13 protein-coding genes are annotated in these 16,248 nt (G+C 46.7%); 10 read left to right on the top strand and 3 right to left on the bottom strand.

Annotated features, from left to right (window positions below; all coding sequences use genetic code 11):
* Positions 1-224: 224 nt before the first annotated feature.
* From QUA25_RS15640 to QUA25_RS15665, 6 genes are all read left to right on the top strand, one after another.
* Positions 225-500: a hypothetical protein gene (locus tag QUA25_RS15640; protein ID WP_333039350.1), complete on the top strand. Its 276-nt coding sequence runs from the start codon at positions 225-227 to the stop codon at positions 498-500.
* Entirely contained in the window at positions 493-834 is a 342-nt protein-coding gene (locus QUA25_RS15645; RefSeq protein WP_190657517.1) for a type II toxin-antitoxin system PemK/MazF family toxin, read from the top strand. Before QUA25_RS15640 ends, QUA25_RS15645 begins: the two co-directional genes overlap by 8 nt.
* A 64-nt stretch (positions 835-898) precedes the next feature.
* Positions 899-4,018, top strand: a complete 3,120-nt coding sequence (locus QUA25_RS15650) for an AAA family ATPase (RefSeq protein WP_333039353.1) — start codon at positions 899-901, stop codon at positions 4,016-4,018.
* Positions 4,019-4,395: 377 nt separating this feature from the next.
* Positions 4,396-7,704 (top strand): PAS domain S-box protein, encoded by a 3,309-nt coding sequence (locus tag QUA25_RS15655; RefSeq protein WP_333039355.1) that lies wholly within the window; start codon positions 4,396-4,398, stop codon positions 7,702-7,704.
* A 159-nt stretch (positions 7,705-7,863) separates the two neighbouring features.
* Positions 7,864-9,738, top strand: a complete 1,875-nt coding sequence (locus tag QUA25_RS15660; protein WP_333039357.1) for an adenylate/guanylate cyclase domain-containing protein — start codon at positions 7,864-7,866, stop codon at positions 9,736-9,738.
* Between the two features lie 120 nt (positions 9,739-9,858).
* Positions 9,859-10,461 carry a Uma2 family endonuclease gene (locus tag QUA25_RS15665; protein ID WP_333039359.1) on the top strand — a complete coding sequence of 201 codons (603 nt, stop codon included), beginning with the start codon at positions 9,859-9,861 and terminating at the stop codon, positions 10,459-10,461.
* 9 nt (positions 10,462-10,470) lie between these two features.
* On the opposite strand, the gene QUA25_RS15670 is transcribed toward QUA25_RS15665, so the two are convergent.
* Together QUA25_RS15670 and QUA25_RS15675 are read right to left on the bottom strand one after the other, a co-directional pair.
* Positions 10,471-11,238 (bottom strand): YebC/PmpR family DNA-binding transcriptional regulator, encoded by a 768-nt coding sequence (locus QUA25_RS15670; protein WP_333039360.1) that lies wholly within the window; start codon positions 11,236-11,238, stop codon positions 10,471-10,473.
* A gap of 144 nt (positions 11,239-11,382) precedes the next feature.
* Positions 11,383-12,021, bottom strand: coding sequence for a histidine phosphatase family protein (locus QUA25_RS15675; RefSeq protein ID WP_333039362.1), 639 nt, complete (start codon positions 12,019-12,021; stop codon positions 11,383-11,385).
* 66 nt (positions 12,022-12,087) lie between these two features.
* On the opposite strand from QUA25_RS15675, the gene QUA25_RS15680 reads away from it, so the two are divergent.
* From QUA25_RS15680 to QUA25_RS15690, 3 genes are all read left to right on the top strand, one after another.
* On the top strand, positions 12,088-12,198 hold the full coding sequence (locus QUA25_RS15680) for a BrnT family toxin (protein ID WP_333039365.1): 111 nt from the start codon (positions 12,088-12,090) through the stop codon (positions 12,196-12,198).
* Between the two features lie 148 nt (positions 12,199-12,346).
* Positions 12,347-12,715 (top strand): hypothetical protein, encoded by a 369-nt coding sequence (locus QUA25_RS15685; protein WP_333039366.1) that lies wholly within the window; start codon positions 12,347-12,349, stop codon positions 12,713-12,715.
* 46 nt (positions 12,716-12,761) lie between these two features.
* Positions 12,762-13,118, top strand: a complete 357-nt coding sequence (locus QUA25_RS15690) for a DUF4864 domain-containing protein (protein ID WP_333039367.1) — start codon at positions 12,762-12,764, stop codon at positions 13,116-13,118.
* 13 nt (positions 13,119-13,131) lie between these two features.
* Here the strand turns inward: QUA25_RS15690 and QUA25_RS15695 are convergent, their stop codons facing one another.
* Complete coding sequence (locus QUA25_RS15695; protein WP_333039369.1) at positions 13,132-13,827, bottom strand: class I SAM-dependent methyltransferase; 696 nt, start codon at positions 13,825-13,827, stop codon at positions 13,132-13,134.
* Between the two features lie 333 nt (positions 13,828-14,160).
* Between QUA25_RS15695 and QUA25_RS15700 the strand changes: the two genes are divergently transcribed.
* On the top strand, positions 14,161-16,047 hold the full coding sequence (locus tag QUA25_RS15700; protein WP_333039370.1) for a polysaccharide biosynthesis/export family protein: 1,887 nt from the start codon (positions 14,161-14,163) through the stop codon (positions 16,045-16,047).
* Positions 16,048-16,248: the final 201 nt, after the last annotated feature.

A 16,248-nucleotide genomic window follows, 5' to 3' on the forward strand; every position in this document is an offset into this window, starting at 1 on the left:
TTTGAGCAAACGCAGGACAAATAAATATGTGCGGGGTTGGCTGTAGGAATACAGTCAACCCTTTTTGATGATGGAAAATCTGTTAATGCGATCCATGTAGGGTGGGCCATCAGCACAGACCGGTAATGTAGGGTGCGTCATCAACACAGAGCGGCGATATTGATTTTTGTGAAAGATATAATGATGGTGCGATCGCACTTTCTCACCCACCACCCGAAAAAACCGTGACCAAAACAGAAATCTTAGCAGCACTCAAAAATCTGACAGCAGAAGAACGCCTAGAAATCATCGAAGCAGCTTCGCGGATGATGCGCGAAGAAATAGAAGAAAAAGCCCAGCGCAAAGCCGAGAGAAAGCGGAGACTCAGAGCTGCAGCAGAAGCAGCAGTCAAAGATTATATGCCGGGAGGTGCTTTACATGATTTGTGGTCGGCTGATAGCGAACCCTATTTTGAATCCGAGGAAGAATACCTGAACGCAGGGATAAAAACTAATGCGTAGAGGCGAAATCTGGCTGGTTGCGCTTGAACCTACTGTGGGCGCCGAAATCGGCAAAACCCGTCCGGTAGTAATTGTCAGTGATGAAACCGTTGGAATTTTGCTGCTTGAAGTTATTGTTCCCATCACTGACTGGAAAGAGCGATACACCGAGAGAAATTGGATGGTTCGACTAGAACCCAGCGGCGAAAATGGCTTGGCGAAACTCTCCGCCGCCGATACTTTTCAAGTCCGTTCCGTCTCGCAACAAAGATTTGTCCGACAACTCGGAACCCTGTCCGAGACAATTATGGAAGAAATTGCAGAAGCACTGACAATTGTTCTGGATCTGGATTGAATAACTAGGCAACAGCGTACAAATAGTGTTATTTATAGATAGATTGTATGGCGCGATGGCCTAAATGATTCCTATACAACTTACACTCAAAAATTTTCTCAGCTATCGCGAAGCTGCTTTAGACTTTCGCGGCCTGCACACCGCTTGCATTTGCGGGCCTAACGGTGCTGGCAAATCCTCCCTCTTAGAAGCCCTATCCTGGGCACTTTGGGGCTGTTGCCGCAGCGATACGGAAGACGATATCATCCATATCGGCGAAACAGATGTGCGCGTTGATTTCACTTTCTCTACCGGCGGCCAAATCTACCGGGTGATTCGGAACCGCCGGCGCGGACAATCGGGAAGTTTGGAATTTCAAGTCAGCTTGAATTCTGCCGAGAGTGAGGAAAAACTTAATTTTCGCACGCTCACAGACAAAGGTCTGAGAACAACTCAGCAAAAAATCCTCGAACACATCAAACTAGATTACGATACCTTCATCAACTCGGCGTATTTGCGGCAGGGGCGAGCTGATGAATTTATGCTCAAAAAGCCGATCGAACGCAAACAAGTTTTAGCCAACCTGCTCAAACTCGACTCCTACGATACTTTATCCGAACAAGCCAAAGATACGTCCAAACAATTTAAAGCTCAAGTCGAAGTGCTCAAACAGAGTTTGCTAACCGTACAAGAGCAACTGCAACAAAAAGAGAATCTCGCCTCCGAACAAACTCAATTGCAGCAAGCAACCGATTTGCTTCAGCAGCAGCAGCAAGCCGACACAACTGAGTTACGGCAACTGCAACTCCAGCACCACAACCGTCAAACTTGGCAAAAACTCCTCGCCGGCCACCAGCAGCAGCACTACAATATCACTCAAGAATGCCGCCGCTTGCAGCAAGAACTCAGCGCAGCAAAACAGCAGCAAAATGAGCTACAAGCCCTCCTAGGACAAGAAAAGGAAATAACAGCAGGCATCGCGTATTTCCAAAGCTTGCAAGCCACAGAAGAAACTCTGGCTGGCAAATTTAAGGCAAACCAACAAGCCCAAAATCAGCGTCAGCAATTGCAAGAACAGCAACGGCAAGAACTGAGCTTTTTGCAAAGCAAAATTCAGCAGTTGCAAGCTCAATTAGAGGTTTTAGAACAAGATGAAAAAGATGTTCTGGAAATTCTCAAACAGCAGCCGGAGGTTGACAAAGGACTCGCACAGTTGCAAGCAGTTCGATCGCGCCTCAACGAACTAGAGCAACTGCAACTGCAAGTTTCGCCGCTGCTACAACAGCAGCAGCAAAAGCAACAAAAGCTCGATCGCGCCCGCGCCGGTTTAACCGCCCGCTTAGACGAAATCAACCGACAGGTGCAAGTTCAGCAGCAGCAGCGACAGCCGCAATTACAGCAGGAAATCTCGGCTATCGCCAATCAAATTTTGCAGTTGGAAAACAAGCGAGTTTATCAGCAGCGAGTCCGCGAAAAAGGTCAAGAAAGGCACGACTTTCTCGGAAACCTGCAAGCCAAAAGCCGCGACTATCAAACCAGACTCGCCGAGATCGACCAAAAACTGCAACTGCTGCGGAAACATGAAGGAGAAACCAGCGCAGGCGAAGGTAAAGCCTCTAATTTTGCGGAAAACGAGCCATCGAATTCGCCTTTAATGGTGCGAGATACAAATTTTGGCAATTGTCCTTTGTGCGATCGACCTTTAGACGAACACTACTGGAATTTGGTAGTCACAAAACACCACACCCAACAGCAGGAAATCTGGAACCAACTGTGGGTTGTGCGCGAACAGTTGGCCGTCTCCGAGCGCGAAATTCAAGTCCTCAGACATGAATACCGCGAACTAGAAGAGGAATTAGCGCCCTACCAAGAATTACGGGAACGCCGCAGCCATTTGCAAGCACAATTAGATAGCCTGAGCCAAGATGAAAACCGACTGCAAAGTATGCGTCAAGACGCGGCAGAAATAGAGCGGTTGCTACGCACCGGCGAGTATGCAGCCGATGATTTGGGCGAACTCCAGCAAATCGAACAGCAACTGCAACAGCTCAATTACAGCGATCGCAGCCACTCCCTCGCCCGCAGTGATGAAAAGCGCTTGCGGTGGGCGGAAATTAAGCAAGCTCAAATCAAAGATGCTCAGCAGAAACTGAATAAAATTAATGCTCGCCGCCCGGATTTGCAAACTCAATTAGCCACGGTACAGCAACAGTTAGAACAGCAAAAAAATAGCTCTGAAATACAGCAGCAAATTCTGTCTTTAGATAGATACATTGCGGAAGTTGGCTATAATTTGGAACAGCACGAACACGTCCGCAGCGAAATGCGCCGATCGCAGTTTTGGATCGCCCGCGCCGAAAAATTGCGGTCAGCAACTGTGCAGTACCCGCAAGTGCAGCAGCGGGTTAATGAAATAGCAAATTCCATCGCAGTGCGCGATCGAGATTTGCAAGCTGTCAGCGCTCAAACTGCCGCGATGAACCAGCAATTGCAAGAACATCCCGATCCCACAGCCCGCATAAGTGCGATCGAACAGCAAATCAGTCGCCGCCGCCAGCAGCTAGATCAACATTTGGGAAGTCTCGGACGCCTCCAGCAGCAGCAGCAAAATCTGGAAAATCTGCAAGTTCAGCTAGTAGCTCAAAAAGAGCAAATGCAAGTTGCAAAACGCCAGCAGCGAGTTTATCAAGAGTTGGGTCAAGCCTTTGGTAAAAACGGCATTCAAGCTTTAATGATTGAAAATGTTTTGCCTCAACTTGAAGCTGAAACAAATCAGATATTGTCGAGATTGAGCGCGAATCAATTGCACGTTCAATTTATTACTCAGCGGGCTGCTGCTTCTAAAAAAGCAACTAAATTGATTGACACTTTAGACATTTTAATTGCTGATGCTCGCGGTACTCGCGCCTACGAAACTTACTCTGGCGGTGAAGCTTTTCGGATTAATTTTGCGATTCGGCTGGCCCTGGCGAGACTGCTGTCTCAGCGGGCGGGTACGGCTTTGCAAATGTTGATTATTGATGAGGGGTTCGGGACTCAGGATGCTGAAGGGTGCGATCGGCTGATTGCTGCAATTAATGCGATCGCCTCCGACTTCGCCTGCATCCTCACCGTTACCCATATGCCCCACCTGAAAGAAGCTTTTCAAGCCAGGATTGAAGTAAGCAAAACCGCTCAGGGTTCTTCCCTCAGCTTGTCAATTTAAAAGGGTTGACGGGCCGGATGGAAGGAAAAGAAGAAAAAAAGTTGAAAATATCAGTATTTTCACCTTCTGTTTTCTTGCCGCATTCGGTATTTTCACCTTCTGTTTTCTGGATAAGTACCGAATTCCTTCGGTGGTACTACTTTTAAACCAGGAGGCAACTGTATGCCCGTGCCCCAAACCATAATCGAATCAGTCATTGCCAATCTAAAATCTAAAATCTAAAATGGTATTAGTCGTCTCCCACGTCGGCTTTTTTGGGCTGCTGACTTTGTTAAAAAAGCTAAATTGAAAATAAAATTATACAATAAGAATGGCTCAAGCTATTTATAAATTTTTATTGTTCTGTCCCCTCCCTGGGAATTTGGATATTGCCACAGATGACAACAGACTCTTTCAACCTGTCTCTCCTAGAGCGGGCGATCGCAGCGTCGAGCAACAGCATCCTCATCGCGGATGCTCGCAAGCCTGACACACCTATTATCTACTGCAATCCTGCTTTTGAGAAACTGACCGGTTACAGTACCGAAGAAGTTATTGGACGCAACTGCCGATTTTTGCAGGGCCCCGATACCGATCAGACCCAATTAAATAAACTCCGCCGCAGCTTGGAAGCGGGAACGGAAATTCAGGTAGTTCTCAAAAATTATCGCAAAGACAAAACTCCTTTTTGGAACGAATTAATGGTTTCCCCCATCCTAGACAATCAGGGAAAATTAACTCATTTTATCGGAGTTCAGAACGATATTAGCAAAAGAGTAGCAGCCGAAACAGCCAGGGAAGAAAGCGAAGAAAGATTGCGCGTGATTGCCAGTACGACTCCCGTTCCCATGTTAATTACACGCCTAGAAGACAGCCTTATTTTGTATGCAAATCCTGCTCTAGGTGAAAGTTTAGGTTTGAGTTACGAACAACTTATCGGACGCAAAAAAATTGCACTTTATGCCAATATCAATGACCGCCGTCAATTGATAGAATTAGTCAAACAAAATGGCTTTAGCGACCGCGAAGAAATCTGCCTCAAGAAAGCAAATGGCAGTTTTTTTTGGGTAAAAATGTCGATGCGAGCGATTAATTTTAATGGCGAAGCCGCAATTTTATCGGCATTTTATGATATTACCGATCGCCTAGAAGCAGAAACAGCACTACGGCAAAGCGAAGCGAGGTTTCAAAAACTCGTTGCCAACGTTCCGGGAATGATTTATCAATTTCAGTTAGCAGCAGACGGCACTATGTCATTCCCCTACGTCAGTTCCGGCTGCCGCGAACTCTGGGAATTAGAACCAGATGTACTGCAAAACTCAGCTATTCCCGCGATCGAAATGATTCATCCAGAGGATGCGCCAAGCTTCCAGGAATCTGTTGCTATCTCAGCTAAAACTTTAGAGCCTTGGCGGTGGGAAGGCAGATTTGTTTTTCCGGGCGATCGGATTAAGTGGGTTAGCGGGGCTTCCCGGCCAGAACCGGGCGAAAAAGGTGACATTATTTGGGACGGGTTGTTGATTGACATTAGCGATCGCAAACTTGCAGAATCAGCACTGCAGCAAAGCGAAGCCAGATTCCAAAAAATGGCCGCCAACGTGCCGGGAATGATTTATCAATACTTGCTGCATCCCGACGGTTCCGATGAATTCATTTATGTCAGTTCAGGCTGTTGGGAACTCTACGAATTAGATCCAGAAAAAGTTCAAGAAAACTCGGATTTAGTATGGTCAACGGTGCATCCAGAAGACCTAAAAGTTCTGTTAGAATCTCTCGCCATTTCCGGCCAAACTTTAAAACCGTGGATATATGAATGGCGGATCGTAACCGCATCTGGAAAACTGAAATGGATTCGCGGTATTGCCCGCCCCGAACTGCAACCGGGGGGCGATATACTGTGGGAAGGGGTGACAATCGACATCAGCGATCGCAAGCTAGCAGAAATGGCCCTCAGCGAATCAAAAATGGCCCTGCAACAAGCCAATCAAGAACTTGAAAAGCGCGTCCTAGAACGCACGGAAGCCTTGGAAACCTCCAAAAAAATGCTGTGGTCGGTAATCAATAACATCCCTCAGTTAATCGCCTGGAAAGATCGAGATTTAGTTTACTTGGGAGGCAACAAAAACTTTGCCAAAGTCGCAGGTTTCAATCACCCGAGTGAAATCGCCGGTCTCACCGACTTCGATATGCCCTGGAAGCCGGAAGAAACAGAATTTTTTCGAGCCTGCGACCGCCGCATCATGGCAACTAACACCCCAGAATATCACATCATAGAATCCAAAATGCAAGCCGACGGCACCCAGTGCTGTCTGGATACAAATAAAATACCTTTACACGACAATTCCGGCAATGTAGTCGGCATTTTGTCTACGTTTGAAGACATCACCGATAGGCTTTCCCTAGCAGCTAAAGTTCGGGCCAGCGAGGAACTATTTCGCACAATTTTTGAAGATGCACCCATCGCTATCTACTTAGCTAATTTAGATGATAACAAGTTAGTGCGAGTTAATAAAACTTACTACGAAATGCTGGGATATACCGCCGAAGAATTGCTGAGCAAAACATTTATAGAACTTGGGCATCCCGACGATTATCCAAAAAATCTCCAAGTTGCTGATTCTCTTGAGCGGGGAGAAATTACTCACTATCAAATCGAACTCCGCCAGATTACCGCTACAGGTAAAATTGTTTGGGTAAATGTGACAGCTACTTTGATTCGAGACGGCGAAGGAAAACCTATTTACAACTTAGGGATGATTGAAAATATAACGAACCGCAAAATTTCCGCCGCCGCACTCCAAGCTTCCGAATCTCAATTAAGAAAACAAGCCGCCCAATTGCAAGAAGCCTACGAACAACTACAAAACGCTCAAATCCAATTAGTTCAATCCGAAAAAATGTCGAGTCTCGGTCAGATGGTGGCTGGGATTGCCCACGAAATCAACAACCCGGCAACTTTTATTAACGGCAATATTGCTCATACTTACAATTATTTTCACGATTTAATTGAACTGTTAAGTCTCTACCAGGAATGCTACCCGTCCCCAGTGCCTCAGATTGCTGAAAAAGTTAAGGACTTAGAGTTAGATTTTCTGAAGGAAGATTTGCCAAAAATGCTAAATTCCATGAGAGTAGGAGTAGAAAGAATCAGTAATATTGTGTTATCGCTGCGGAACTTTTCGCGACTGGATGAAGCAGAAATGAAGTTGGTAGACGTTCATGAAGGAATTGACAGTACACTGTTAATATTGCAGCACAGATTTCATCAGGCAAGTATAAAGAGCGGGATTGAAATTATTAAAGAATATGGAAAAATATCCAATATTTACTGTTGTGCGGGTCAGTTAAACCAGGTATTTCTCAATATTATCAGCAATGCGATCGACGCTCTAGAAAACCAACCGGAACCTCGGACGATCGTGATTCGCACCCTCATGAAAAAAGCTGGGTTGAAAAGCCACAGTAAAAACCAGCTCAGTGACTGCGATCGCATTGTAATTTGCATCGCCGACAGTGGCCCGGGAATGAGCGAAGAGGTTCGCAAGCGGCTATTTGACCCGTTCTTCACCACCAAGCCCGTAGGGGCTGGAACCGGCTTAGGATTATCCATCAGCCATCAGATTGTGGTAGAAAAACATAAGGGAAGCCTGCGTTGCATCTCAGCGCCCGGACAGGGAGCGGAATTTTGGATTGAAATCCCCTGCTGAGCGATCGTCCATTAATCTAAAAGTTTAAATATCTAACTTTTAATTCCCAATTGCCGTCGGTGCTTGAGTTATCAGGGTTTTGAATTAACCGCACTCAGAGGCCGGAACAAATCGCACTTAGCGGTGTGCTAATCTGCTGCCCTTATTCGCTAGGCAATTATGCTGAAAAAACTACCTTTATCCTGGTCTCGCTACATTCCAGCCGGGTTGACGCTGGCTTTGGGTGTCGGACTGTCGGTTTTGACATTCGCCTTGGTTTGGGACTGGGAAGACAAGCGCCGCGACTACGAAATGCACCGCCGCATTGACGATATTTCGATCGGCATCGAACGCCAGGTCAACTCCGACTTAGATACTGTTCTCGCCCTCAGCGACTACATGAAAGCCTTCAGCGCCGTCGAGCGTTCCTCTTTTGCTCGGTTTGTCGCCCGTCCCCTATCCGTCCACCCCAGCCTGCAACTCCTGGCTTGGGCCCCCCGCGTTCCCAATTCCGAGCGGCGCAACTACGAAACCAAAGCTAGAACCGAAACAGAGCCCAGCTTCGAGATTACAGAGCGCGGCCCGCGAGGAGAACTCCGCAAGGCCCTCCAGCGTTCCGAATACTTCCCGGCTTTCTACGTCGAACCACCAGCCGGAAACGAGACAGTATTAGGCTTTGACCTCGCCTCCCACCCAGAAATCCGCCTCGCGCTCGATCGAGGGCGCGATACAGGAGAAATGATTGTCACCAACTACATCGGCTTAACTCAGGGCAATTCCCCGGAACAGGGTCTTTTGGCTGTAGTTCCGATTTACGAAAACAGCAGTAAACCGACTACCCTGGAATCCCGTCGCCAACTGCTACAAGGATTTGTTCTGGGCGTATTTCGAGGCAAAGATATTTTCCAAACCTCTTTAAAAGGACGCAATACCGACTACCTCAATATTTATCTCGTTAGCGAGGCTCCAGACAAGCAAGAAGCAGGGTCGCTGTTACCGCAAACGGGGAACCCGGTTCTCAAAAATCTCCCTGCAGAGAGGCGAATTCAGCAATTTGCGGTGCAGTTCCAATCCGCCAGCCAACAAGTGCTTCCAGCATCAGCCACTGCGAAACCCTCTCTCCTGCAAAACTGCCCGATTCTTGACAATCCAGGCCCGAACTATACAGCTTGCAGAAGGCGGCTGAAAATTAGCGGCCGCCAGTGGTCTATGTACGTGTCGGCAACGCCGGAAATTCGCAGGCTTCGCAAGCACTGGCGCTCTTGGGGAACTCTGACGATGGGGATGCTGTGGACTCTGATTCCGGTGACATATATGCTGACATCTTTGAGTCGCACCGCGCAAATCGAAAAGCTAGCCGGAGAAAGAATTCGCCAAGCCGAACAGTTGCAGGCTGCTTACCTACAGTTGGAACTCGAACAAGCTAAATCCGAGCAACTGCTGCTAAACGTTTTGCCGGCAGCGATCGCCCTGCGTTTGAAGGACAATGAACACAATATCGCCGAAAGTTTTGCGGAAGTAACTGTGATGTTTGCCGACATTGTGGGGTTTACAGAACTTTCGTCGAGAATTTCAGCGACGGCGGTGGTGGAAGTGCTCAACGATATTTTTTCGGCTTTTGACCACTTAGCCGATCGCCACGGTTTGGAGAAAATTAAGACTATTGGTGACGCTTACATGGTTGTCGGCGGTTTGCCTACAGCCAGAGAGGATCACGCCGAGGCGGTTGCGAACATGGCGATCGACATGCTGCACGAAATTAGGCTCCTGAGTTTAGAACATTCGGAACCTTTCAGCATTCGGATCGGGATTAGCAGTGGCCCTGTCGTTGCCGGCGTTATCGGCTTAAAAAAGTTTATTTACGACCTCTGGGGCGACACAGTAAATATTGCTTCGCGCATGGAATCCCACGGGATTACTGGCTGCATTCAAGTCACCGCCGAAACCTACGAGTTATTAAAAGATAAATATACTTTTCAGAAGCGTGGCGCTATTCAAGTTAAGGGCAAAGGATACATGGTTACTTATTTGCTGACTGGGAAAAAAGATTATTGACCTAACCCAAAAACGGATACAAGCCTCCGAATCCGCGATCGACTAAGACTTGCGATCGCCAAGCTAAAATAGTGTAAGCTCAAGCTATTCTATCACCCCTGCACCAACTGAGGAAAAACCATGACGACGCTGCTAATTCAAACCGAAAGCGTCCCACTGACGGTCAATTTCCCTGCGCTCCAATCGATGACTGTTGAACAGTTTTATGAATTCTGTCTAGTTAATCGCGATTTGAGAATTGAGCGTACAGCCAGTGGGGAAGTTATCATTATGTCACCAGCCTTTTCAGATACAGGGAACCGCAACATTAAAATTGCTCAGCAACTTGCGAACTGGGCAGAAGAAGATGGCACAGGTGAAGCGTTTGACTCCAGTGCAGGCTTTACCTTGCCGAATGGAGCAACCCGATCCCCCGATGCCTCATGGATTAAACTAGAGCGCTGGAATGCCTTAACTGAAGAACAAAAAGCCTCATTCGCACCGATTTGTCCAGACTTTGTGATTGAATTGCGGTCTGCTAGTGACACTCTCAAGGGATTGCAAAACAAGATGCAAGAATATATTGACAATGGTGTATCGCTCGGCTTTTTGCTCGATCGCAAAAACAGAAAAGTCTACATCTACCGTCCCGATCGCGAACCTGAAATCTTAGATAATCCTGAAACAGTCAGCGCAGATCCAGAGTTACCGGGATTTGTCTTGCGAATGGCAAAAATCTGGTGATTTAGAGCGTTACACCATACTCAAAGACATCAATTCATCTGTCATTTCAAAATTAGCCGTCACACTTTGCACGTCGTCCAAATCTTCCAGTGCATCCATTAACTTAAGGAGCGATCGAGCTTTTTCAGGAGTATCTATTTCCACTGTATTGCTCGGAATCCAGCGATTTTCCGACTGTAAAACTGCAAAGTTTTTTTGTTTCAAAACATCAGACATTTGTTCCAAATTAGCCACGCTTGTAAATACCTCTGCACCTTCAGTATCCTCATCAATTAATATCAAATCATAAGATTCCGCAGCCGCCTCTAGCGACGCTTCAAACAATTGTTCCTCATCAATCGGGCCGCGTACAGTACAAACTCCTTTGTGGTCGAACATCCAGCCCACACAACCTGTTTCGCCCAAGTTGCCGCCATTTTTAGTAAAAGCTTCTCGCAAGTCAGCCGCGGTGCGGTTGCGGTTGTCTGTCAGCGCTTCAATCAGAATAGCAACCCCGCCAACGCCGTAACCTTCGTAGCGAATAGCTTCTAAATCCGAACTTCCCCCGGCCAAGCCGGCACCTTTGGCGATCGCCCTTTCTATGTTTTCATTAGGAATACTCGCCGCCTTGGCTTTTTCTATAGCCGTCCGCAGTTGAAAATTCCCAGCGGGATCGGGAACTCCGCTGCGGGCCGCGACAATAATTTCGCGAGATATTCGAGCAAAAACTTTGCCTTTAACGGCATCAACTCTAGCTTTTTGGCGTTTAATATTCGCCCACTTACTGTGTCCAGCCATACCGATTTGAGATTTTCGATTTAAAATGTGCGATCGAGATTAAACAATAACACCAGATTCCGACAAATCTGATTAACTTAGGGTACACCTCGGCGCACCTTACACACATAGCATAAAATGCGATTTTTCGCACCAATCTGAACTTTAATTAAACCGGAGCACGGTTTCAGAGTCAGTCAGGTGAGAAGTATCGCCATTAAGTGCGATCGACCATTCTCCCTCACCCCGTACCACTTTTACCAAACAGCACAGAGAAGCATTAATTTCCGTTTCCGCACCGCCCGCCAGCCCGATCGCAGTTCCTAAAACCGACGCACCGTGACCTACTAATAACATATCTTCGGGAAACTCTGCCGCGAGGCGTTTAGCAGTTTCCCCCGCCCTTTTAAGACAAGCTTCCCCAGTTTCGGGATAATTAGCAATACCGCCTTTGTAGGAAGCATCAATCCTGGGAAAACGCCTGCACAAAGCTTCGACGGACTCAGTTTCCGGCATTTCTGTCATCCATTCCGGATTCAGCCATTCGCACAATCCCCACTCTAGTTTAATTGACAAATCAAGAGCTTCGGCCGCATGATTTGCTGTTTGGACTGTTCGCAGAAAAGGGGAAGCAAAAATATGAGAAATTCCTTCACCTTTGAGGCGATTGGCGAGTTGTTGGGCTTGAATGTGACCGTCTTCGGAAAGGTGGGGATCGTAGCGGCGTTCTGCCGTAAGAAACCAGTCGGGGTTAACGAAGTCGATGCGGTTTCCGTGTCGTGCGATCCAGACTGTTTGTGGCATGAGTTGGTTTGAATTTGGCTTCTTGATGTTGTAATCTTATATCAAAGATGCTGATTTGGGATCTTTATGAAATTCGAGTGGGATGAAAACAAGGCTGCGGTAAATTTGTCCAAGCATGGGATCTCATTTGAGGAAGCCAGAACGGTTTTTGACGATCCCCTCTACATCGATTTCTAAGCTCCGGATCGGTCTGATGAAGAAGCTCGCTATATTATTGTTCGAGAGTCCTCGCAATGTAATTTATTGATAGTATCGTATACAGAAACATCAGATTTTATTCCTATGATTAGCGCCAGAAAAGTAACAAGAGTGGAGCGAGAAGTTTATGAAAAAGCATGAAACAGGGATGGACGATGATCTTCGGTCGGAATATAATTTGAGGAAGTTGCGTGTAAGAAGGGTAGGATCTGGAGGAAATACCTTTGGTGGTGTAAATATTCGTTTAGAACCGGATGTTGCAGAGATGTTTCCCGATTCTGAAGCAGTAAATGAAGCTCTGCGGTTTTTGATTAGAATTACTGGAGAAATTGACACAGCCAAGGAGTTTCAACCCCTCAGCGAAGAACAAAAGATCGCCCAAAGTCTCGCACCCTTGCAAGATTACCAGACAAACAAGACGGGCATTGGGCACGATCGGGTTAAGCAATGGGCAAATAGTCTAGGGCTCGATCGCGAATTGCCATGCCCTGAGTAATTTGGACGCGCCCAGCCCTAACAGCACTTTCTTATCAAAATTAATTATGCACATTACTGATAGCGATCGCGCTACCATTCGCTCAGTCGTAGAACAGCAACTGCAAGCATTTCAAAAAGACGATGCTGCTGGGGCTTTTGCCTTCGCCAGTCCCGGAATTCAGCAGCAGTTTCGCACAGCAGAAAACTTTATGCACATGGTAAAAATTGCCTATGAAGCTGTCTACCGTCCGCGCTCGGTATTATTTGAAGACCTCGCCACTGTTGAAGGAATTCCCGCTCAGCCGGTGCTGTTGCTGGACTCGGAAGGCATTCCAATCCGAGCCATTTATCTCATGGAAAAACAGTTTGATAATAGTTGGCGAATTAACGGCTGTTATTTGGTTTCCATAACAGCACAATAAGTTATGCTTACTTTTAGGCAGAGCTTTTTTTGCTAACTCGCAGCATCTTATTCCCGCCTTTTTGAAACTCATAAGGAGCCTCTTGAATTTCTACACTAAAACTTCTCTTTTTCAATTCTGCGATCGTCGGATTTAAGTGATCGGATTCCTCCCCGCTAAAACTCTGCAATAGAGGGAATACCCGGACTTCCTTCGCAACCCGACACATTTCTGTAATAGCTTCCAGATGAAATTCTTCGGAAAGCAGGTGAGAATAAGCAAATAAGAAATGGCTGCACAAAGCTAAATCGAATTGACGGTTCTCGAAAGGCAAAACTGGCAGCTCAGCATTAATATATCGGCCTTGCTGCAAGCCTGATGGAAAATCTTCTAAAAATTCCTGCATCGCCTTCATTCGCACTTCGCCTAGCTGGTACGGCGATTCAAAATTGTTCCACAGGTAGCCGTCTAAATTGGCTTTAACACCGTCAATCACAGTTTGATATGTTTCTTGGATGCGATCGCCAATTTCTACCGCAGTAAACTGATACACTGGATCGCAAGAAATTACCTTTTTACCTTGGCGAGTCATTTCGGCATTGAAACTCGCCGGGCCGGCCGCACAATCAATAATTGCTAGTTTGAGGTCACTTGATGTCAAGCTAAACATTCCTATGTATTCATCCAAGCAGCGTCCCCAGGGAATTACTTTATCCAATTTTAGTGACACTTGTCTTTGTCCTGCAGATAGAATTATTTAACATTTTACCTCAAATCAGGGTGGTTTTTTCCTATCCCCTTTCTTTGGTGGGTTGATTTGTATCGCGAGTTATGTATGAAAAATTTTGCTCAAACAAGAGCGTAATCCTGAGAACAGTTGTCGGGCTTTACACTTTCTTTACAAAAAAGGGGCAAAATAGTTAAGTGCGATCGCACAATTTTTATGCTTCCACCTGTGGATTTTGCAGCGAAGCGAGGCTACACTGGACAGCAGGGAAAATAAACTAAAATCAACTAGCTAAATTGCTCTTGTTCAATGGCAGGCTGCAACCAGGGAAGAAAGATGAAACTTACCATTCAAACCGCTACAAGTCTGAGTTTGTCAGCACTCCTGGTGCTATTGAGTTCGCTACCCACTATAGCTCAGTTGCCTGCCGTCAGAAATCCTGCGCCCGCTAGGAACCCAAACCAACCGAGAGTACCGCCGCCGCCACCTCCGGGTTTGAGTTTGCCACCGAGCGGCAATCTTGGTTCGCTGACACAAGAAGCAGCTTATACTTTAGGCCCGGGCGATCGCATTGCTTTAGAGATATTCGGCGTCCCTGAATTCAGCAGAGAATATCAAGTGTTAGTTGACGGGACGCTCAATTTGCCAATCATTCGCAGCGTCTCAATTCAAGGGTTGACCCTGCAACAAGCTGCTAACGTGATTACCCAGCGATACGAACCCTTCATCAATGTTCCCGTTGTTACCGTGACTCTGGTCGCCGCTCGCCCCCTAAATATAGGTCTTGCCGGTGAAGTTACTCGCCCGGGTTCCTACAAGATTAATCCCACTAGAGAAGGAACCGGAGGAGGAGTAAAATTCCCGACTTTGATGGAAATGCTGCAACTTGCACAAGGGGTGACATCAGCAGGAGATATGCGAAATGTCCAAATTCGCCGTCCCCGCAGAGGCGGGCCGGCTCAAGTTACTACTGTTGATTTGCAGGATTTTTTAGACACGGGAAATTTGCGTCAAGACGTTACCATTCGAGATGGAGATACAATTTTTGTACCGACAGCAAGTGCTCTCAATACTCAAGAAGTCCGTCAAAGAGCCAGTGCTAATTTTTCCGCTGATATTACTAAACCAATTGGGGTAGTAATTGTCGGGGAAGTAAACCGGCCGGGGCCATATACTGTATTTGCTTCGGATGTGCGATCGAGCAACCAACAAACAGAGTTGAGTTTTGTATCTATCGACCAACAGCAAGGAGCAGTTGTGGGCTTACCAACAATAACTAGAGCACTGAAAATTGCTGGTGGTATCACTACAGAAGCTGACATTCGCCGCGTGCAAATCCGCCGCCGAGTCAGAGGCGGCAATGAACAAACTATCATGGTAAATCTGTGGGATTTACTGCAAAAAGGCGACGCAACTCAAGATATCTTGCTGCAAGAAGGAGATAGCGTAATTATCCCGACAGCAGCTACTGTAGACTTAGCTGAAGTTTCTCAAGTGGCAAATAGCAGTTTTTCTCCGAACGCGATTAGCATCAATATTGTAGGAGAAGTAATTAGGCCTGGGGCTTTGCAGGTGCGGCCTAGTACATCCCTGCACCAAGCTTTACTGACGGCCGGCAGTTTCAATCAATTGCGGGCCAAAAAAGACAAGGTAGAACTATTGCGATTGAACCCCAACGGTACTGTTTCTCGCCGCACGATCGAGGTGGATTTTGCTCAAGGGTTGAATCCTAATAATAACCCCACTCTCCGCAACAACGATGTGATTCTGGTAGCGCGATCGGGCTATGCTAGGGTAGCAGATAATATCAACAGTTTCTTGCAGCCAATAACAGGAGTAGCAACTGGGGTTAACACTGTTAGCAGCGTTTTTACTGGGTTTCAAGCAACTATCAACGCTTTTCAAAACTTATTTTTGGGAGGGGATTTCGATCGGCGAAATCAGCTCAGACAGCTTCGGGAACAACGTCAAGACAGACAAGAGCAACGTGAAGACCGGTTGCTAGAAAGAGAGCAACAACGTCAAGATAGATTGCAGCAAGCAGAAGACAGAAGACTGCAACTTGAAGACAGAAGACTGCAGCTTGAAGACAGACAGCGGCAAATAGATCTTGAGAATCGGCAAATTCAAATCCAGGAGCAGCAACTTCTGCTCGAGAATCAGCAGCAGCAAATGCAGCCACAGCAAATGCAGCCACAGCAAATTCAGCCAACTACTCCTTGATAAGACTCGGGGGTTGAAAGTTAGCCACCCTCTTTATGAATCGGCAGTTGAAACCGCTGCATAGAGTCAAACGAAGTCCAAGCAAAGGGGGACTAAGAAATAAAGGGGGTATTAAAACCGGATTTGCTATTACAGGGCACATCCCAAATCTACGGCAAACATCCTAGGCTTTGCTGATTTACGGTATTAAACGCCAAATAT

The organism is Microcoleus sp. Pol17C6 (genome assembly GCF_036701145.1).
Lineage (GTDB): Bacteria > Cyanobacteriota > Cyanobacteriia > Cyanobacteriales > Microcoleaceae > Microcoleus.

What these genes read in the sequence shown, in the direction of transcription:
- QUA25_RS15645 (WP_190657517.1), top strand. Translation starts at nt 493, where the DNA reads ATGCGTAGAGGCGAAATCTGGCTGGTTGCGCTTGAACCTACTGTGGGC.
- QUA25_RS15655 (WP_333039355.1), top strand. Translation starts at nt 4,396, where the DNA reads ATGACAACAGACTCTTTCAACCTGTCTCTCCTAGAGCGGGCGATCGCA.
- QUA25_RS15665 (WP_333039359.1), top strand. Translation starts at nt 9,859, where the DNA reads ATGACGACGCTGCTAATTCAAACCGAAAGCGTCCCACTGACGGTCAAT.
- QUA25_RS15685 (WP_333039366.1), top strand. Translation starts at nt 12,347, where the DNA reads ATGAAAAAGCATGAAACAGGGATGGACGATGATCTTCGGTCGGAATAT.
- QUA25_RS15660 (WP_333039357.1), top strand. Translation starts at nt 7,864, where the DNA reads ATGCTGAAAAAACTACCTTTATCCTGGTCTCGCTACATTCCAGCCGGG.
- QUA25_RS15680 (WP_333039365.1), top strand. Translation starts at nt 12,088, where the DNA reads ATGAAATTCGAGTGGGATGAAAACAAGGCTGCGGTAAATTTGTCCAAG.
- QUA25_RS15670 (WP_333039360.1), bottom strand. Translation starts at nt 11,238, where the DNA reads ATGGCTGGACACAGTAAGTGGGCGAATATTAAACGCCAAAAAGCTAGA.
- QUA25_RS15650 (WP_333039353.1), top strand. Translation starts at nt 899, where the DNA reads ATGATTCCTATACAACTTACACTCAAAAATTTTCTCAGCTATCGCGAA.
- QUA25_RS15700 (WP_333039370.1), top strand. Translation starts at nt 14,161, where the DNA reads ATGAAACTTACCATTCAAACCGCTACAAGTCTGAGTTTGTCAGCACTC.
- QUA25_RS15675 (WP_333039362.1), bottom strand. Translation starts at nt 12,021, where the DNA reads ATGCCACAAACAGTCTGGATCGCACGACACGGAAACCGCATCGACTTC.
- QUA25_RS15690 (WP_333039367.1), top strand. Translation starts at nt 12,762, where the DNA reads ATGCACATTACTGATAGCGATCGCGCTACCATTCGCTCAGTCGTAGAA.